Genomic DNA, 17,982 nt, shown 5'->3' on the forward strand with positions numbered 1-17,982 from the left:
TGGTTAGAGACCCAGCACCGCTTTCGCGATGATGTTGCGCTGGATCTCGTTCGATCCCCCATAAATGCTGAGCTTGCGGGAGTTCAGGTACTTCTCGGTCGCGGTGTGCCCGGAGTCCGGCCCCGGCATGAAGCGATTGGCGCTTACCGGGTGCTCACGGATGGCCAGACCGTAATTGCCGATCGCCTGGTGCGTCAGATCGATAATGCGCTGGAATATCTCGGTGCCCCTGATCTTGAACAGCGACGCGGCCGGCCCCGGGTTGATGCCGCGCGACATCTGCGCGACGATCCGCAGTTCGGTCGCCGCCAAGGCGAGCACATCAAGCTCAACGCGAGCGATCTCCTTGATGAACTCCCCGAAAGTCGGATCGTCTTCGCCGATTTCGGTCTTCACGATATGCTTGAGACGCTCCAGATAACGCGTCGAGCGGCCGATCCCGGCCATGCTGGTACGCTCGTTGCCCAACAGGAATTTGGCGTAGGTCCATCCCTTGTTCTCCTCACCGATCAAGTTCTCCACGGGGACGCGCACGTCCTCGAGGAACACGTCGTTGACTTCATGCGATCCGTCGATGGTGATGATGGGCCGCACGGTGACGCCCGGCGATCTCATATCGATCAACAGAAAGGAGATGCCGGCCTGAGGCTTTGCCGCAGGGTCGGTTCGTACCAGGCAAAAAATCCAGTCGGCATGCTGAGCCAGCGTCGTCCAGGTCTTGTGGCCGTTGACGATGTAGTGGTCGCCCTCGCGTACCGCCTTGGTGCGGACCGAGGCGAGGTCGGAGCCGGAGCCCGGCTCCGAATAACCCTGGCACCACCAGTCCTCGCCGGAGAGAATCCGGGGCAGAAACTTCTTTTTCTGCGCGTCGTTGCCGAAGGTGTAGATGACCGGGCCGACCATGGTGACGCTGAATGCGAGCGGCGGCAGCGTCCCGGCCCGTGACGTCTCTTGTTCAAAGATGAAGCGCTGCGTGACCGACCAGCCTGGGCCGCCATACTCCTTGGGCCAGAGCGGCGCGATCCAACCCTTCTTGTGGAGGATGCGGTGCCAGAGCAGCGACTGCTCCTTGGTCAAATCCGTCTCGGGATTTGGAACGCGCATTTCCTGCGGATAGTTCTCTGCAATAAAAGCACGCACCTCGTCACGAAACGCAGCGTCCTCGCTGGAAAGCTCGAGCTCCATCGTGCACGGCTCCCTTACCACTTCTCGCCGAAGGGACGGATCTCCAGCTCGAAAGTCCAGGCGCTGCGCGGCTGCTGATAGAGCAGCCAATAGGATTCCGCGACCGATGATGGCGGCATCAAAGCATCGGGGTTATCCAGCGCGTTCGGACCGAGCGCCTCGATCCGCCGCTGGCGCACCCACTCGGTGTCGACGCCGGAATCAATGATAAGATGCGCCACGTGAATGTTCTTGGGCCCCAACTCACGCGCCGCCGCCTGCGCTACAGCTCGCAGGCCGAACTTGGCGCTGGCGAAGGCGGCATAGCCGGATCCGCCACGAAGGCTCGCCGTCGCTCCAGTGAAGAAGATGTTGCCCTTGCCCCGCGGCAGCATGAGCCGCGCCGCTTCGCGCCCGGCGAGGAAGCCGGAATAGCAGGCCATTTCCCAGACCTTCCGGAACACGCGCTCGGTGGTCTCCAGAATTGGAAAATTGACGTTGGCACCGATGTTGAAGATGCAGACCTCGAGCGGCGCGTGCTTATCGGCGTCGCCGAGGAACGAGATGATTTCCTCCTCTTTGCGTGCGTCGAGCGAGCGCGCGTGAATTTCGCCGCCGGCCTTCTCAATCTCCTTGACGAGCGGTTCGAGTTTTGCCCCGTTACGGCGCCCGGCAAACACCGTGAAGCCCTCTGAGGCAAACTTTTTGGCGATCTCGCCGCCGATATAGTCACCGGCGCCGATCACGGCCACGGTTGCGTTTCTCTTTTGCAAAGGCGTTCTCCCGGTCAGGTTAAGTGAGTTCGTCGCTGGAATCTCGCCGCCTGCTTGGCAGCAGCTCGGTCGCGATGCAAACAGGACGCGAGCTCATGCTCGCGTGTCTTGCCAGTCGAGCTTCCCGGTAAGACATCGACGACAACGATTTTCGGCGGCCGAATATAGGAGGCGAGCCGAGGTTTGATGGAATCCATCAGATCGGTCGGCTTGACGCGCGATCCCGGGAACGGCTGCACGAATGCGACAAGCTCCCCATCACCGTTGAGGGCTCGGCCAATGACGGCGGATTGCACATCCTTGTGTGAATTGAGAATTGCCTCGATATTGGCCGGGACGGCGCTAACCATGTCCTGGGTACGGCCGACAATGTACAGCCAATCGCCGTCAAAGCGGGCAAGGTCGCCGGTATTGAACCAGCCTTCGCTATCGATCACTTTGGCTGTCAGTTCGGGAGCGCGGTAATAGCCGCGCATCACGTTGCGCCCGCGCACGTGGAGTTCTCCGACCTCTTCCTTTGATAGTGGTATGCCGTCGATTGTTCTGAGGCGCCCCTCTACTCCCGGCAGCAACGTGCCGACAGCGTGATCGGAACGCGGCACATCGAAGCGCACGCCTGATATTCCGGACGAACATTCAGTGATTGCATAATCGTTGAGGAGTGGAAGGCCGCACTCCTTCTCCACACGCAACTTCAAATTCAGGTCGAGCGGCGCGCCGGCAACGGCAATCAAGCGCAATGAGCCCCGATCGTGCCGCTTCAGACCCGATACGCTCTTGTACTCCAGCAGGCGTTGATAGGTGGCGGGCACGCCATTGAGGATGGTTACACCCTCCTCCGCGATCGCCTTGGCAGTAGCCGCCGGATCGTATTTGCCGGCCATACGCACCGTGCCGCCGACCATCAGCGTCATGATCAGGAGCGAGATGCCGACGATATGCGAGATCGGCAATACCAGATAGATCTTGTCGTCGTGATCCATCTTGCGGAAATGCGCCGTGGTCTTGGCGCTGATCAGCAGGTTTTCATGGGAGAGCATCACCCCCTTCGGCGTGCCCGTCGTTCCCGAGGTGTAGATCAGCACCGCGACTTGTTTCGCCGGATCGACCTCCACAGGCTCGACAGTGGCGCTTTCGTTCAGCGGTCCGATGCCAATCTCCCGCAGCGCGCCAAGTTGCCGGTTCTCCGCACCATAGCGTGATGCGTGCGCCGCAGCCTCTTTCGAAACACCTGACGTGAAGAACATCCGGCGGGCGCCGCTATGATCGCGAATCTGGTCCAGCTCGCGCGCCGACAATCGCGGGTTGGCGACGATTGTCCAGGCGTCGAGCCGGCTCGCCGCAAGCAGCAAGGCCGCCAGCGCGATGCAGTTTTCGCTAATAATGACCATCCGATCACCCGCTCTCACCCCCAGCGAGGTGAGAACAGCCGCGATCTCGGCGACCCGCTGATCCAGGTCACGATAGCTCCAGGCGGCGTCATCTTCGATCAGGGCGATCCGGTCCGGGACATTGACGAGGTGGCCAGTCGTTACTTCATGGATGCGGTGTGGCAGCCCCGCAGCAATCTCATCGATATCGATCGCTCCTGAAAGACCCGCCACCGTCAACCTCCCGAACAGCCAACGTCGCCCATGCTGCGGCACGTGCGATATCGAGTTAACGTTCTTTTTTAGAACTCGTCAATTGCTAATTCATCTTCTGGCGTCCATGGCTCTAAAGAGGCAGTAAACCTGTCGCTTTTGGAGTTCTCGCAAAGCTCATTTACAACGAGATCGATAAGAGCTACCAATAAGTATCAAATAGGAACTTATAGGGAGACGGGAATGGCGGAAGGTCGCGGCGTTGCAATACTCGTGGGCGCGGGCGACGCCATCGGTGCGGCTGTCGCGCGGCGTTTTGCCAAAGGCGGCTACACCGTTTGTATCTGCCGGCGTGACGCAGCCAAATCCCAGGGACTCGTGGATGAACTCACCGCTGCGGGCCATCGTATCCACGCTTTCAGCGTCGATGCTCGTCAGGAAGCCGAAGTTCAGAAGCTTTTTTCCGACGTCGAGAGCAATATCGGGCCGATCGAGGTCTGCCTTTTCAATGCCGGATCGAATGTCAACAAGCCCCTTGTGGAGACCACGGAAAAGCTGTTCTTCAAGGCCTGGGAACTGGCCTGCTATGCCGGATTCCTGGTCGGGCGCGAGGCCGCTCGCGTCATGCTGCCGCGTGGACGCGGCACCATCTTCTTTACTGGCGCGACCGCCAGTGTCCGTGGCGGCCAGGGATTTGCGGCGTTTTCATCGGCGAAGTTTGGCCTTCGCGCGGTCGCCCAAGCCATGGCGCGCGAGCTGGGGCCGAAGAACATCCACGTGGTCCATCTCATCATTGACGCCGGCGTGGATAGCGAAGCCATTCATCAGCGCATGAAAGCGGCGAAGGGAATCGAGGCAAGCGAGATTCCCCAAGACAGTCTGACGAAGACGTCTTCCATCGCCGAGGCCTATTGGTTCGCCCATCAGCAAAGCCGAGACGGCTGGACCCATGAACTCGATCTTCGTCCATCCGTGGAGAAATGGTGATGAGCGCAACACCCGATCTCACCCTATGGGGCGTTGGGACAAGCCGCACCATTCGTCCGCACTGGGCCATGCACGAGCTTGGCTTGTCCTACAAGGTCAAACCGATCGGGCCGCGGACCGGCGAGACCAAGACGGCCGAATACACCAGGCTCAATCCCCGCCAGAAGATCCCCTTGCTGCAGGACGGCGACTTCTGCATTGGAGAAAGCGCCGCGATCGTCGCCTATCTGTCGCGAACCTATTCGACGCCGGAACGCTCGCTGATCCCCGAAGCCCAGCGCGAGTTCGCCGCGTGGCTCGAATGGTGCTTCTTTATCGTCGCCGAACTCGATTCCACCAGCCTTTACGTCATGCGCCGCCATCGCGCGGACGCACTGGGACATATCTATGGAATTGCGCCCGAAGTCGTCGCGCAGGCGGGTGAGTATTTCCGTCAACAGTTACGACACGTGGAGGTCGCGCTGGCAGACGGGCGGACATTCCTGATGGGTGACCAATTTACCAGCGCCGACATCCTGCTTACGACGTGCCTCGATTGGGCCATCGCCTACGGCGTCGGCATCTGCGACAACGCGCAACCCTACCTTAAGCGCATCCAAGGCCGAGAGGCCTATCAGCGAGCTGTCGCGGCGAATGTCCCGGTGACACCGATCACGCCAGCACCGACGAAAGTCTGAAAAGCGACTGCCGCGCGGGAAGGCCTTGGCCTACACGGCCACGCGCACGGCACGTTCGGCGACCATCTTGTCGATGGCGCTGTCGTCATAGCCCAATTCGCGCAATACATCGCGTGAATGCTCACCGACCCTCGGCGCCGGTCCGCCAATTGCAGCCTCATTGATTTCGAAGCGAGCCGCGGGCTTCGGCTGCCGCACCCGGCCGACCTTCGGCTGATCGAATTCCGCGATGATACCGCGCGCCACCACCTGCTCATTGTGGATGATTTCGCTCCGCCGCAGGATCGGCGCGCAAGGCACGTCGGCGGCGTCCAGCCGCTCCAGCCATTCTGCGGTGGTATGCTGGCTGATATACTCAGCCATCTTGTTGATGCGCGCGGTGGCGTTGACCGAACGCGCCGATGGCGTCGCGAACCGGGGATCGTTGGCAAGCTCGGGATCGCCGGATGCCTGGCAGAAACCCTGCCATTCGGAATCCGAAATGGTGCCGGCGGTGATGTAGCCGTCACTGGTCTTGAACACGAGATCCGGCCGATCGTTGGGATCGGCTGCGGCGGCCTCGGCCCCCACGACCGTATACTGCATCATGCCTTCGGGCCAGAGATAGGAAATCATCGCATCCAGCATCGCGACCTGGATATGATCGCCCTGCCCGGTTTTCTCGCGGGCATAGAGAGCTGCCGCCACCGCCTGTGCAGTGAACACTGCAGTGGTCTTGTCGCATACGATCGTGCGGATCATTTGCGGACGGTTCGTTACCGGCTGCGACTGGATATCGGCGAAGCCCGACAGGCCCTGAATGATCGGGTCATAGACGCGCTTCTTTACATACGGGCCGGTATCGCCGACGCCGCTGATCGAAACGTAAATCAGGCGCGGATGGCGCTGCCGCAATTCTTCCACGCCTAGACCGAGGCGCTCCATGGTGCCGGGCCGGAAGTTCTGCACCAGCACGTCGGCCTGTGCGACCAGCCTGGTGAGCACCTCACGGCCACCCGTGCTCTTGACGTCGATCGACAGCGAACGCTTGCCGCGGTTAGAAGAGATGAACAGCGCGGAGAACTCGCCGTCCTTGTCGATGGTGGCCCGGCTGCGGCGCGTAATATCGCCGCCGATCGGCTCGATCTTCAGCACGTCGGCGCCCTGGTCCGCCAGAAACATGGTCGCGAACGGGCCCGACACTACGCCGGTCAGGTCGAGGACACGAACACCGCTAAGCGGGCCAGGCATGGACATTCTCCCTAAGTTCACTTTTGCTTTGGGTCCGGGAGTTTGGCCTTCGCCACTCAACCCGGGCCCTCGTAGCCGTTAGGCCGTCTTGGAAACAGGCTGTCTGGTCTGCTCGACGATCGATTCCTCGACGTCGCGGAGCTGGTCCTTGCCGAAGAACATTTCTTTTCCAACGAAGAAGGTCGGCGAGCCGAATGCTCCTCGGCTGACGGCGTCGTTGGTCAGATCGATCAGCCTCTTCTTGACGTCATCCTGCTGCGCGCGCGCGATCAGCCGGTCGATATCGACGCCTGAGGAGATGAATGCGCTCCGAAAGATTTCGAGGTCGTCCATCTTCTTCGGCTCCTCCCACATATGATGGTAGGCGGCGCGGAAATAGGGCTCGAACACGCCTTCGAATTGGGCGGCGACGGCGCCACGCATCAGCATCAGCGTATTGACCGGAAAGAAGGGATTCTGTTTGAACTTAGTCGCATTATGGCGACGAATGAAGCGCTGGGTCTCCAGCGCCTGGTATTCCGGCTTGTTCTTGATGCCGCGAAGCGAGTCGAACGGGGACATGTTGCCCGTCGCCTTGAAGATGCCGCCGAGCAGAATAGGGACATACGCGAATTTCACGCCGGTACGCTGCTCGATCCCCGGAATGGCTATTTCCGCCAGATAGGCGTTAGGGCTGCCGAAATCGAACAGGAATTCTACCTTCAGGGGCATGTCGACTCCTCCCGGAGAGCGCGTTGTTGGTCAGGTTCGATAATCAGCAGGCTGAACCCAAGCTTGCCGTTTACCCTACAGTTCTAAAAACGAACTGTCAAATTATGAGGAATTTTCCTAGTTTGACGCGAACCCTAGGGGATTGTTTGGAGTTTAGTACCTAACTAGAATGGTAGTGGAACCAAAAATTCGCTGGACGATTCGAGCGGAATTAGCGTGGGAAGACCGGAGAGCAGGAATGAGATGGGATGAGCTGGAGGAAGAGCCATGTTCGATGGCCCGGACCATCGGCGTGATCGGCGACCGCTGGACCCTTCTGATCCTGCGCGAGTGCTTCCTGCGCACGCGCCGCTTCGAGGGATTTCAGTCCGCGCTCGGAATCACACGCCATCTGCTCGCCGAACGACTGAAGAAACTGGTCCGCCAGGGCGTACTGCGTCGCATTCCCTATCAGGAGTCGCCCAAACGGCATGAATACATTCTTACCCAAAAGGGCCTCGATCTTTATCCGATCATGATGGCGATTGTGCATTGGGGCGACACGCACATGGTCGACGAACGCGGGCGGCCGTTGCTGCACCAGCACCGCAAATGCGGCAAGAACTTCGATCCGGTCATGATATGCTCCGAATGCGGCGAGCCGCTTTCGGCCAAGGAGGTTCATACCCACCCCGGCCCTGGTGCCCGAAGCACCCCGGCAATAAACGCGCCAGAGAAGCCGAAGGCGCCAGAGAAACCGAAGGCAAAGGCGCGCCGCAGCGCCGCTTGAAGTGGCCGCTCGCCCGGACCTCAGACCCGGATCACATCTCGACTTGCTTCGTTGCCGTAGAGGCGCTCTACCTGTTCAGAGCGATGTTTCAGCACAGCACGTTGATTGACGTAGGCCTTGTCGGTGATTTCTCCTGCGGCCAATGACGACGGATCCGTCAGCAGGGAGAACGAACAGATTCGTTCGCTGCTTCCGACGGACTCATTATATTCCTGAAAGCGATCTCTGAGAAATTGAACCACGAGAGCGTCGCAGGTTAAATCTGCGGCCGGAGTCTTGGAAATCCGCGCTGCCTCGGTCGGATTCAACCAGCAGAGTAGCGCGCACGATTGACGATTTTCTCCGGCAACGACAATGTCCAGCAATACGCCGCGCGTAATAGCCAGGATTACCGCGCGCATGTTGCCGATCGAGACCCACGTGCCGTTCGCGAGTTTGAAGTTCTCGGAAATTCTGCCCGTAAAGCGCAGCCCAAGCTCCGGCTTCTGAGGATCCAGAAATGAGACGGTATCGCCGATGCGATAGAATCCCTCCTCATCGAAAGCCTTCTCCGTCAAATCCGGCCTTCCGAGATAACCCGGGGTAACGTTGGGCCCCTTCACCCTCGCCTCGTAAGTATCGGAAACCGGAATCAGTTTTAGCCGCAGGCCCGGCGCGGGAAGACCAATCTCTCCCGGCTGGTCGGTGGCCCAATGGGTCGTACTGATGGTCGGGGCCGTTTCGGTGGTGCCGTAGCCCGACATGACCGGAATTCGCCGACCGGTGATCGACGATGTCAGCCGATAGAGCTTTTCAAGCGTCGCTTGCGAAATTGCAGCTCCGGCATAGCTCAATCGATCCATTCGCTTGAACACGCTGGCGCCAAGATCGAGGTCGTTCTCGATCGCGTCGCATAAGAGATTATAGCCGGCAGGCACGTTGAACATGGCAGTGGGTGAAATCTCCCTGAGATTCGCGACCGTCTTGTGGAAGAGCTGAGGCAGCGGCCGGCCATCGTCGATGTAAAGGGTGCCGCCATTCTTGAGAATGCCGTGAAGGATTACGTTGCTGCCCATCGTATGGTGCCATGGCAGCCACTCAACCTGCACCGGCGCATCCGGAGCAGACACAAGCAGACTCCCCATTTGCAGGGAGCTCGCCATCATGCGGTGGGTATTGAGCACGCCTTTCGGGAAACCGGTCGAGCCGGACGTGAAGAGAATCTTTGCGACGGCATCGCAAGACACCGCACTTGATGCGCGCTCGAATCCGTCGCTCCTGCTTCGGGCGATCAGAGTCTGGAAGGGCACCGTATCCGGCGCGCCATCGACGCTGATCCAGGTTGCGGCTGCCAGTTCCGGAATGGAGCGGCCAGCGGAAAAGTCACGTCCGCTCTGAACGAAAACGAAATTCGGGCGCAACGTTTCCGCAATATCCTTGAGACGAGCCAGGCCGCCGGGCATCAGCGTGTAGTTTGGCGATACCGGCGCCAGAATCACCCCTATCGACATCGCGGCAAACGAGATCACCGCGTTCTCGATCGAGTTTCCTGAAAGTACCGCCAGCTTGTCAGCCGGCTTTGCGCCCATATCGATCAGGCTTTGGCCGACCGCCTGAACCTGCAACCATGCTTCGCTGTAGGTGATCTCGTCCCATCCCCCCTTTGCATTTCGTTGCGCAAGAAAAATTCTATCCGGAGCAGAGTTTGCCCAGTTGGGTAGGAAATCCGTGATGCGCCAAATGCATTCCCCCAACTCAACAGGCGAGCTCAAGATGAGCGTGCCGTCGGTTCGACGCTCTATGCAAAGCTCTCTTGGCGCAAACGTCAGTGCCTTCGTCGACATGGAAAATGATCTCCTGAATTACCGGGAAAGGAGCGCTCGAAGGCAGCAACCCGGTTCACTACCGATGCCTGGTGCTCGTTGGTCCGCCGGCCTGGATAACGCGCGTTATCAATCGGTCTGACGGGCGCGGCCGGTCGGCAGTTCGCATCCAAGTCGCGAACTTGCCGGAACCGCCGTTCGCGCGCGCCGGGTCACTCGGACCTGGCGTCCAGCACATCGCCGAAGGCTTGCCAACTCGTGCCGCTCCACCGCTGCAATCGCATCTGTGTCCAGATCATATTCTCGGTGTCGGTGGTGTTGACCTTGATGCCGGGCAGCGCAGTCGGAACGACGAAGTCCTTCAGGTTCTTGGCCTGCGCAAGAATATTCTTGCGGGACAGATCATTGCCGCATTGCTTTAGAATCTGCTCGAGCAGGATGCCTTGCTGATAGCCGGTCAGATAGCTGCCGTTGGTGATGTCGGCGCCCGGCAAATACTTGTCGAAGAACACCCGAAAGGCCTGCATGCCCGGGTCGTCTTTCCATGCCGAATCCAGAACATCCTTGTTGGTCGTACCGACGATCACGCCGACCGATTTGTCGAGACCGGCAGGCGCGAGCGTGCCTCCGACCGAGCCCGAAGGAAAATTAATGATCACGGTCGCCTTCCAGCCGATCACCGCGGCTTGCCGGATGGCCTGCGCCGCGAACTTCGGCGTGCCGGCGATGACCAGCGCGTCCGCGCCGGAGCTCTTCAAGTTGACGACCTGTGAATCAACCGTCGGCTCGGTGACCTCATAGGAAGCGCTTACGACCTTTCGGTCGAAATCCTTGCCGAGAAACGCCTTGAAGGCGTTTACATAATCTTTGCCGAGGTCGTCGTTCTGATAGAGGATGGCATACTTTGCGTTCGGCAGTGCCCTCATCAGATATTTGGCGTAGATCTTTCCTTCGGTGTCGTAGCTGACGAGGCCTGTCGTAGTCAGCGGATAGTTGACAACGTCGGTGAACTTGGATGATCCGCTGATGATCGCGATGCTGGGCACCCCTTTCGACCTCAGGTATTTGGCCGTAGCCGAGATGCCGGGGGTGCCGAGCTGGCCGAACATGAACGACACTTCGTCGCTCTCAACGAGTTTGCGGACGTGCTCCACCGCTTTCGGAGGGCTGTATGCGTCATCATATGCGATGTAGTTGATCTTGCGGCCGTTGATGCCCCCGCGGTCGTTGACCGACTGAACATAGGCCATAACGCCCCTGCCCACGAGACCGATCGATGACGCCGGTCCGCTGAAGGGGAAAACGCCGCCAATCTTGATCTCGGTCGCTGAGATTCCTGGTTCTTCGGCTGCGAATGCCGGGCCGCTCAAAAGTGAAACCAGGGCCGCCACGATTTTCAATTTCGTCAACATTGCTCGTCCTCCCAAACGCGATGAGTGCGCGGGTCCCAAGCGGGACCGCGATCCTGCAAACCGCGGCCGTTGTCCGACCGTCTTAGTTTAACCTACAGTTCTTTTTTAGAACTAGTCAAGTCCACCGAAACCAGTTCTATGCTTGTCGGAACTTGGCTTCGATCCAATTTGGGTGGCGAGGCGTCTCCGGCTCAGACATAATCTGATTCATCTGTAACTGGCGTGTCAATCGCACGAGTACAGCTTGCGCAACTACCGGCGTAGGTGAAGCGCACGCGGCCCATCAGAAATGCGACGGGAATACTTCTTTCGAGTGTAATGCGCTATAAATTCTACTATAGAACTGTCAGTGACGCGGACGTATTTTTGCGCTTCAAGTCCACGTCTGTGCAAGGGCCGACGGTGCCGCGCGCTGATGACTGACGCGAGCGATACGGCGAAGCGCGGAGCGGTAAAGCTGCGGCACCAGCGAAACAGCCGCGAGTCCGAACGCAAGACCGAAACAGGAGGCCTCGCCTATCGGCGCGTTGCCGCGCAGGAAACTCTTCGCCGATCCAGCGCGTGATCCAGGTGCCGGCGGAGGCTACAAATTCTTCTCGGCGAGTTTACGAAACTCGTCAGGCACCGAGCGAGAAATACCCAGCGTTGCCGAACCGTATCCGATCGCATCCCATCCGAAGCGGTCGCGGATCTTGTCGACAGCACAGTCTGCCGTCCAACGGGCCATGCCTAGCCTGCTGCCGGGACGGCGCGCTTCATCTTCAAGTCCGAGCGGGAGCTCCAGCTCCAAATCCCAGTTCTCCTCGAGATGCGACACGGAGATCGCCAACAGCGAGATGATCTTCTCGTCCGGGTGATCTGCGAGGACTGCACGCACCAATTCCTCGGCAAGTTCAGCGAGCATCACGGTCGCGGAGATCGGCGCACCGAGCGTCACCGAGCGCGTGACCGAGTTCAGGTCGGCGAAGCGAACGCGGACCGTCACGGTTCGGCCGGGTCTGGACTTCGCCCGGAGCCGCGCGGCGATGCGGTCGGCAAGATGCAGCAGGGTGGGTCGAATAACCTGCTGTTCGGCCGGCTTCCTGCCAATCGCTGACTGCGCCCCGGCCGATCGGGCCCGGCGATGAGGCTTGAGTTGCCGCGGATCACGATTCCACGCCAGCGCCGCGAGTTTCTCGCCTGCCGCGGGACCAAGCAAGCGTTCGAGCGACCATCCTGGTGTCCTGGCCAACTGCCCGATGGTCAACACGCCGATCTCGGCCAGCCGCGCCTTCGTGACCGGACCCACTCCCCACATCAGCTCGACGGCAAGTTCGTGAAGGAATTCCAGTTCGGTGTCGGGATCGACAACCACAAGCCCGTCCGGCTTGGCGACCTGCGAAGCGATTTTCGCCAGATGTTTGGTGCGCGCGACACCCACTGAGATTGGCAGGCCAAGCTCAGTGCGTACGCGCTGGCGGATTGCCGCCGCGATTTCAGCAGGTGCACCGAAAAGATGAGTGCAGCCCGCAACGTCGGCAAAGGCCTCGTCGATGGAAATCCGCTCGACGAGCGGTGTGAAATCGCCGATCACCTTGATGGCGGCGTCGCCCAGCCGTTGGTAGTCCTTGAAATGGCCGCTGACAAAGATGAGTTGTGGACATAGCTCACGCGCCTGCCGTCCCGGCATGCCGCTACGAACCCCGAAGGCCTTGGCTTCGTAAGAAGCGGCAAGCACAACCCCGCCACCGACCGCGATGGGTCTACCGCGTAGCGAAGCGTCGAGCAGCTGCTCAACCGAGGCATAAAAGGCGTCCAGGTCTGCATGAAGGATCGTGGCCGTCATAGCCATCCCGACCGTTCACCCGCGAGATCCGACGGAAATCTTCATGAGAACATAATGAGAACATGCACGGACGCATGTCAAGCCGGGATAGACCTTTCCCTGGAAGCTGCAATGAAAGTTGCCTTCCAGCCCAGGCTCCCCTGCGATCCTGTTTGCCAACCACGCAGCGCCATGGGTGAGAGGTCTCTCTCCCGCGAATGACCCTCGCCCGGGCGAGTCCGCGGACAGAGCCTACGCGCCACCTTCTCCCACAAGGGGAGGAGGAATAAGATAAGCCCCCTGAGCGTTCGCCCCAAACGCCTTGTGGCGCACGTGCGGGCCAAGCTTCATCAGGCACGCCTCAAGCGCGCTCTTGATCTCGCCATAGCTGCCGGCGAGCAGACACACCGGCCAGTCGGAGCCGAAGATCAAGCGATCCTCGCCAAAACACCTGGCGGCATGCTCGACCAAGGGGAACAGACGAGCCGAGTCCCAATCGTCCCACTTCGCCTCGGTGGCAAGGCCTGAAATTTTGCACCAGACGTTGCCGCACTCGGCGAGCGCTGCGAGACGATCGGCCCATTCACGGCTGAAACCGTCGGCGATCGGCGGCTTGGCGGCGTGATCGAGGACAAAGCGCCCTTGCGGAAACGCCTGCGCGGTTGCGATCGCGGCCGGCATTTCTCGCGTGCGTACCAGGAGATCGTAGGTGAGATCGTGCGCAACCACTGCGCTCAAGCCGCGCTGCACGTCCTCGCGCAGCAGCCAATCAGGATCGGGCTCATCGTGCACCTGGTGACGAATGCCGACCAGCCTTTCGCCTCCGGGCGAGCCGCGCAGCCGTTCGAGCGTCTCATCGACCTTGCCGCCAGTCAGGTCGACCCAGCCGACCACGCCGATGACGAAGGGCGTCGCAGCGGCGACGCGCAAGAATTCCTCGGTCTCGTAGATCGAGGAGCGGCACTGCACCAAAATGCTCGCATCGACCCCGTTGGCGCGAAGCAGCGGCGCGAGATCGGATGGGCCGAAGGCGCGACGGATCCGCGCGAGTTCAGGCGCCTCCATCCAAGGATAATCGGCACGCGCGGGATCCCAGAAATGCTGATGACCGTCGATCATCATAGGTCAGACTCCACCCGGCAGTGGTGCGGACGCATCGACCAATTTGCGCTCGCGCAGCTCCTGCCAGAAGGAGGACGGCACCAACCGCTCGGCCATCGCGATGTTATTCGAAACCTCCGCAGCGCTGCGCGCGCCCAGCAGCGCGACCGTTACCGCCGGATGGGCCATACAGAACTGGACTGCGGCGGCCTTGAGCTCCGTGCCATGCTTGCGGCACAGCGCCTCCAGCGCCAGCGCGCGGGCGACGAGCGCCGCGTCGGCGTCTTCGTAATTGAACTTCGCGCCGTCGCGCGGGTTCGCTAGGATACCGCTGTTGTAGATGCCGCCGAGAATGATGCCGATGCTCTTCGCACGGCAGATCGGAAACAACGTCGTCAGCGCGCCTTGGTCGAGCAGCGTGTAGCGGCCCGCCAGCAGGAAGCAATCGACCGGCGCCCTTTCGGCGAAGCGGACGAGCATCTCGGATTGATTCATACCGGCGCCGATCGCCTTGACCGTGCCATCGTCGCGCAAGCGCCGGAGCGCGCGGAAGGCACCGGCGACTGCATCCTCATAGTGGTCATCCGGATCATGGACGAGCAGTACATCGACGCGGTCAAGCCCGAGGCGGGCGAGGCTGTGCTCCACTGAACGCATCACGCCGTCGTAGCTGAAATCGAATTCTGGCCGCTCGGCCGGCGTGCCCTTGTAGTGATCGTCTTCGGCAGCCGCACTGGCCGGGCGCAGCAAACGGCCGACCTTGGTGGAGATCGCAAAGGATTCCCGATGCTGCCGGCGCAGAAAACTGCCCAGGCGACGTTCGGCCAATCCAAAGCCGTAGAGCGGCGCGGTATCGAAGAAGCGGACGCCGAGCGACCAGGCGCGTTCGATCGTGGCTTCCGCGTCCGCGTCGCTGACCGGCGCAAACAGTCCGCCGAGAGGAGCGGTTCCGAGACCAATCGCTGTGACGTCGAGTCCATCCGCAAGCCGCGTACGCTTCATTCCAGGATCCATGGTCGAAACATGCACTCCCTCTCCCGCAACGGGAGAGGGAGCGTAGCGCAGGAACGTCGGGCTGCGAACGTTCCTACTTCAAGAGTTGAGCGACGTTGTCCTTGGTCACGAGGTCAAGGCCGGTATGGATGATCTCGGGAACCTTCTGGCCCTTCTTGATCGCCAGCAGCGTATCCATTGCCTTCTCGCCCATTTCGAAGGGGCGCTGCCCGGTGAGTGCGTTGGAATAGCCGTCACGCAAGAGTTCAAGCTGCATCTTCAGCGTATCGGCGACGACGAGCGTCAGCTTGCCGGCGTCGATGTCCTTCCTGTTCTTGTTGACGAAGGCCTTGTAGCCTTCCGGCGCGAACATCGGCCAGCCACCGACCGGCACGATCGCGCCGAGATCCGGTGTGGCGGTGCGCAGATCCGCCATCTGCTGGACCGCGAGCGCAGGATCGTCGTTGCAGAAGGTCGGCGAACCCGCGACCTCGACCCATTTCGAACCCTTCAACGCCTCGCGTACGCCGTCGACGCGCTCCGCAAGGTTCTTGGCGCCGGGGCCGCCGGAGACGACGGCATACTTGCCGCCTTCGGGCTTGAGCTGGAGCAATTGCTTGCCAAGCGCGAGTCCAAAGTCCTTGTTGTTGGTGCCGATATAGGCGATCCGCTTCGAGCCGGGCGCATCCGCATCGAAGGTGATGACGGGAATGCCGGCCGCGGTCGCCGCCTCGATCGATTTCGTCATCGCCGCGACGTCCGCGACCGAGATCGCAAGGCCGTCCACCTTCTGCGTGATGAAATCCTGGATGATCTGCGCCTGCGTCGCCGGCTCATGCTCGACCGGCCCCTTGTAGATGCATTGGACGTTGCCGAGCTCCTTGGCGCGCTTCAGGCAGCCGTCGCGCGCGACGTCGAAGAACGGATTGTTCATCGCCTTGGGCACGATCACGAACTTGTAGGTCTGCGCCAACGCCGGGGTGGCCATCATCGCGATGGCCATGCCGGCAAAAAGAAACTTCCTCATTGCTTCCCTCCACACTTTTGTGCCTATCCATTTGAATTGATGCCCCGGAAAGTGGATAGACGATGCGTTCGTTGTCCTCCCGGAGTAACTCCTAAGTCATGCGTGAGCGGATGCGGTCGACCAGCACGGCCAGGATGATGATCACCCCCACCAGCGTCTGCTGCCAATAAGAGCTGACCTGCGCGAGCACGAGGCCGTTGCGGATCACTTCCAGCAGCACGCAACCGACGATGGCTCCGAGCGGGCCGCCGATGCCGCCTGCAAGGTTGGCGCCGCCGATGACGGCCGCAGCGATGATTGTGAGCTCGTAGGACGTTGCCATGTTCGCAGGCGCTGACCCGAGCCAGCCGGAGACCACAATGCCTTGCAGGCCTGCGGCGAGCGCGCAGATCACATAGACTTGGATCTTCACCCGCACGACCGGAATGCCGGTCAGCTCGGCTGCCTTCTCGTTACCACCCAGGGCGAAGACGTGGCGGCCGAAGGTCGTATGGTGCAGCACGACCGCCATTACCACGGCGAGGATCACGAGATAGATGAAGGGCGCGGGTACGCCGAACAGATCGCCCGAGGTGAGCGCGTAGAAATAATCGGCGTCCGGGCCGCCTGGAAAACTACCGCGGCCGTTGGAGACGACATAGCCGAGGCCGCGCACGATCGACAGCATGCCGAGCGTGGTGACGAAGGGCGACAGCCCGAGCACCGCGATGCAGAAACCGTTGATGAGACCTGCGATCAGCGCGGTGCCCAGTCCGGCAAGAACGGAGACCAGCAGGATCAGCCCCGGCACATTGGCGACCACGGTCTTGCCGTCCGCGGCAAGATGCACGAACAGCGTCGCGCCGGGCATACCCGGCGTCGACAGGCTCGACATGACCATGGACGTGATCATCGCGGAGAAGCACATCATCGATCCCACCGAGAGATCGATGCCGCCTGTGATGATCACGAAGGTGACGCCAAGCGTGGCGATGGCGATGAAAGAGAAGTTCTTCGCCACGTTCTGCATGTTGCCTTCGGTGAAGAAATATGGACTGGCAAAATGCATCACGACGAGCAGCACCAGCAGCGCGAGCAGAACGTAGCCGGTTTGCGAAGCGAAGATGCCACGCTGCCACCATCTGATACGACCGACATTGGTAAACGAGATCGGGGATTCCAGGGGCATAGCCATCACGCTGCCTCCTTTGCGCCCGTGATCAGGGCGGTGACTTCCTCAGGACTGGTGTCGCCGATCGGCTTGTCCGCCCGTTTCTCGCCGCGGCGCATGACCACGACGCGGTCACAGACTGCGAAGACGTCGGGCATGCGGTGGGAGATCAACATGACGGCGACACCTTGCTCTTTCAGGCGATGAATGAGGCTCAGGACCTGTTCGACCTGGCGCACCGAGATCGCGGCCGTCGGCTCGTCCATCATTACGAGCTTGGCGTTGGAAAGCCGCGTCCGCGCAATCGCAACCGCCTGGCGCTGACCACCCGACATCTGCTTGACGAGGTCATCCGGCCTCGTTTCGGAGCGCAGCTCGCCGAACAACTGCAGCGCGCGCGCCGCCATCGCCCTGTGATCGAGGAAGGCGAACGGACCGAATTGGCGCTTGAGCTCGCGGCCGAGGAAGACGTTGGCCGCCGCCGTCAGATTGTCGGCGAGCGCCAGGTCCTGATAGACGACCTCGATCCCAACCGCGCGGGCATCGATGGGGCGGTAGAAATGGACTGCACTGCCGTCGAAGCGGATCTCGCCATGAGTGGGGCGGAAATTGCCGGCGATGATCTTCACGAGTGTCGACTTGCCGGCGCCATTGTCTCCCATCAGGCCGACGACCTCGCCGGGGAAGACCTGCATGTCGACATCGTGCAGCGCGCGGATCGCGCCGAATTCCTTGCCGATCCCTGTCAGCTCCAGGACCGGTTGCCCGTTTGCGCATGGGATTGTCATGCTCAGCCTCG

Annotated in this window: 16 protein-coding genes; 3 read left to right on the plus strand and 13 right to left on the minus strand. The window is 60.8% G+C overall.

Annotated features, from left to right (window positions below; translation table 11 throughout):
* Positions 1 to 3: 3 nt before the first annotated feature.
* The 3 genes from YUO_RS0112145 to YUO_RS0112155 are packed head-to-tail and all read right to left on the minus strand — an operon-like array spanning position 4 to position 3,541.
* Positions 4 to 1,185 (minus strand): acyl-CoA dehydrogenase family protein, encoded by a 1,182-nt coding sequence (locus YUO_RS0112145; protein WP_028347500.1) that lies wholly within the window; start codon positions 1,183 to 1,185, stop codon positions 4 to 6.
* A 14-nt stretch (positions 1,186 to 1,199) separates the two neighbouring features.
* Positions 1,200 to 1,937, minus strand: a complete 738-nt coding sequence (locus YUO_RS0112150; protein ID WP_028347501.1) for an SDR family oxidoreductase — start codon at positions 1,935 to 1,937, stop codon at positions 1,200 to 1,202.
* 14 nt (positions 1,938 to 1,951) lie between these two features.
* Positions 1,952 to 3,541, minus strand: a complete 1,590-nt coding sequence (locus YUO_RS0112155; RefSeq protein ID WP_051379392.1) for a class I adenylate-forming enzyme family protein — start codon at positions 3,539 to 3,541, stop codon at positions 1,952 to 1,954.
* A gap of 222 nt (positions 3,542 to 3,763) precedes the next feature.
* On the opposite strand from YUO_RS0112155, the gene YUO_RS0112160 reads away from it, so the two are divergent.
* Positions 3,764 to 4,507 (plus strand): SDR family NAD(P)-dependent oxidoreductase, encoded by a 744-nt coding sequence (locus tag YUO_RS0112160; RefSeq protein WP_028347503.1) that lies wholly within the window; start codon positions 3,764 to 3,766, stop codon positions 4,505 to 4,507.
* Positions 4,507 to 5,184: a glutathione S-transferase family protein gene (locus YUO_RS0112165; protein WP_028347504.1), complete on the plus strand. Its 678-nt coding sequence runs from the start codon at positions 4,507 to 4,509 to the stop codon at positions 5,182 to 5,184. The genes YUO_RS0112160 and YUO_RS0112165 overlap by 1 nt, the downstream gene beginning before the upstream one ends.
* Before the next feature lie 30 nt (positions 5,185 to 5,214).
* Here YUO_RS0112165 and YUO_RS0112170 read toward each other — a convergent pair whose 3' ends face one another.
* Together YUO_RS0112170 and YUO_RS0112175 are read right to left on the minus strand one after the other, a co-directional pair.
* Positions 5,215 to 6,414, minus strand: coding sequence for a CaiB/BaiF CoA transferase family protein (locus YUO_RS0112170; RefSeq protein WP_028347505.1), 1,200 nt, complete (start codon positions 6,412 to 6,414; stop codon positions 5,215 to 5,217).
* A 78-nt stretch (positions 6,415 to 6,492) separates the two neighbouring features.
* Positions 6,493 to 7,125 (minus strand): 2-hydroxychromene-2-carboxylate isomerase, encoded by a 633-nt coding sequence (locus tag YUO_RS0112175; protein ID WP_028347506.1) that lies wholly within the window; start codon positions 7,123 to 7,125, stop codon positions 6,493 to 6,495.
* 238 nt (positions 7,126 to 7,363) lie between these two features.
* Between YUO_RS0112175 and YUO_RS0112180 the strand changes: the two genes are divergently transcribed.
* Positions 7,364 to 7,894, plus strand: a complete 531-nt coding sequence (locus tag YUO_RS0112180; protein ID WP_028347507.1) for a winged helix-turn-helix transcriptional regulator — start codon at positions 7,364 to 7,366, stop codon at positions 7,892 to 7,894.
* A gap of 20 nt (positions 7,895 to 7,914) precedes the next feature.
* On the opposite strand, the gene YUO_RS0112185 is transcribed toward YUO_RS0112180, so the two are convergent.
* The 8 genes from YUO_RS0112185 to YUO_RS0112220 form a co-directional block, all read right to left on the minus strand.
* Positions 7,915 to 9,717 carry an AMP-binding protein gene (locus YUO_RS0112185; RefSeq protein ID WP_028347508.1) on the minus strand — a complete coding sequence of 601 codons (1,803 nt, stop codon included), beginning with the start codon at positions 9,715 to 9,717 and terminating at the stop codon, positions 7,915 to 7,917.
* A gap of 191 nt (positions 9,718 to 9,908) precedes the next feature.
* Positions 9,909 to 11,108, minus strand: coding sequence for an ABC transporter substrate-binding protein (locus YUO_RS0112190; RefSeq protein ID WP_028347509.1), 1,200 nt, complete (start codon positions 11,106 to 11,108; stop codon positions 9,909 to 9,911).
* Between the two features lie 583 nt (positions 11,109 to 11,691).
* Positions 11,692 to 12,939 carry a DNA polymerase IV gene (gene dinB, locus YUO_RS0112195; RefSeq protein ID WP_028347510.1) on the minus strand — a complete coding sequence of 416 codons (1,248 nt, stop codon included), beginning with the start codon at positions 12,937 to 12,939 and terminating at the stop codon, positions 11,692 to 11,694.
* 225 nt (positions 12,940 to 13,164) lie between these two features.
* Positions 13,165 to 14,034, minus strand: coding sequence for an amidohydrolase family protein (locus YUO_RS0112200; RefSeq protein WP_028347511.1), 870 nt, complete (start codon positions 14,032 to 14,034; stop codon positions 13,165 to 13,167).
* A gap of 3 nt (positions 14,035 to 14,037) precedes the next feature.
* Positions 14,038 to 15,015: an aldo/keto reductase gene (locus YUO_RS0112205; protein WP_028347512.1), complete on the minus strand. Its 978-nt coding sequence runs from the start codon at positions 15,013 to 15,015 to the stop codon at positions 14,038 to 14,040.
* A gap of 85 nt (positions 15,016 to 15,100) precedes the next feature.
* Positions 15,101 to 16,033, minus strand: coding sequence for a sugar-binding protein (locus YUO_RS0112210; protein WP_028347513.1), 933 nt, complete (start codon positions 16,031 to 16,033; stop codon positions 15,101 to 15,103).
* Between the two features lie 91 nt (positions 16,034 to 16,124).
* Positions 16,125 to 17,207: an ABC transporter permease gene (locus YUO_RS0112215; RefSeq protein WP_028347514.1), complete on the minus strand. Its 1,083-nt coding sequence runs from the start codon at positions 17,205 to 17,207 to the stop codon at positions 16,125 to 16,127.
* The gene (locus YUO_RS0112220; RefSeq protein ID WP_035726606.1) at positions 17,207 to 17,971 is read right to left on the minus strand and encodes an ATP-binding cassette domain-containing protein; all 765 of its coding nucleotides are present in this window, start codon (positions 17,969 to 17,971) and stop codon (positions 17,207 to 17,209) included. Before YUO_RS0112220 ends, YUO_RS0112215 begins: the two co-directional genes overlap by 1 nt.
* Positions 17,972 to 17,982 lie beyond the last annotated feature (11 nt).

It is taken from the genome of Bradyrhizobium murdochi, from assembly GCF_000472965.1.
GTDB classification, from domain to species: Bacteria; Pseudomonadota; Alphaproteobacteria; order Rhizobiales; family Xanthobacteraceae; genus Bradyrhizobium; species Bradyrhizobium murdochi.

Bases quoted from the DNA above. Each gene is read 5' to 3' on its own strand.
- YUO_RS0112145 (WP_028347500.1), bottom strand. From the start codon at position 1,185: ATGGAGCTCGAGCTTTCCAGCGAGGACGCTGCGTTTCGTGACGAGGTG.
- YUO_RS0112160 (WP_028347503.1), top strand. From the start codon at position 3,764: ATGGCGGAAGGTCGCGGCGTTGCAATACTCGTGGGCGCGGGCGACGCC.
- YUO_RS0112165 (WP_028347504.1), top strand. From the start codon at position 4,507: ATGAGCGCAACACCCGATCTCACCCTATGGGGCGTTGGGACAAGCCGC.
- YUO_RS0112170 (WP_028347505.1), bottom strand. From the start codon at position 6,414: ATGCCTGGCCCGCTTAGCGGTGTTCGTGTCCTCGACCTGACCGGCGTA.
- YUO_RS0112175 (WP_028347506.1), bottom strand. From the start codon at position 7,125: ATGCCCCTGAAGGTAGAATTCCTGTTCGATTTCGGCAGCCCTAACGCC.
- YUO_RS0112180 (WP_028347507.1), top strand. From the start codon at position 7,364: ATGAGATGGGATGAGCTGGAGGAAGAGCCATGTTCGATGGCCCGGACC.
- YUO_RS0112185 (WP_028347508.1), bottom strand. From the start codon at position 9,717: ATGTCGACGAAGGCACTGACGTTTGCGCCAAGAGAGCTTTGCATAGAG.
- YUO_RS0112190 (WP_028347509.1), bottom strand. From the start codon at position 11,108: ATGTTGACGAAATTGAAAATCGTGGCGGCCCTGGTTTCACTTTTGAGC.
- dinB (WP_028347510.1), bottom strand. From the start codon at position 12,939: ATGGCTATGACGGCCACGATCCTTCATGCAGACCTGGACGCCTTTTAT.
- YUO_RS0112200 (WP_028347511.1), bottom strand. From the start codon at position 14,034: ATGATGATCGACGGTCATCAGCATTTCTGGGATCCCGCGCGTGCCGAT.
- YUO_RS0112205 (WP_028347512.1), bottom strand. From the start codon at position 15,015: ATGAAGCGTACGCGGCTTGCGGATGGACTCGACGTCACAGCGATTGGT.
- YUO_RS0112210 (WP_028347513.1), bottom strand. From the start codon at position 16,033: ATGAGGAAGTTTCTTTTTGCCGGCATGGCCATCGCGATGATGGCCACC.
- YUO_RS0112215 (WP_028347514.1), bottom strand. From the start codon at position 17,207: ATGGCTATGCCCCTGGAATCCCCGATCTCGTTTACCAATGTCGGTCGT.
- YUO_RS0112220 (WP_035726606.1), bottom strand. From the start codon at position 17,971: ATGACAATCCCATGCGCAAACGGGCAACCGGTCCTGGAGCTGACAGGG.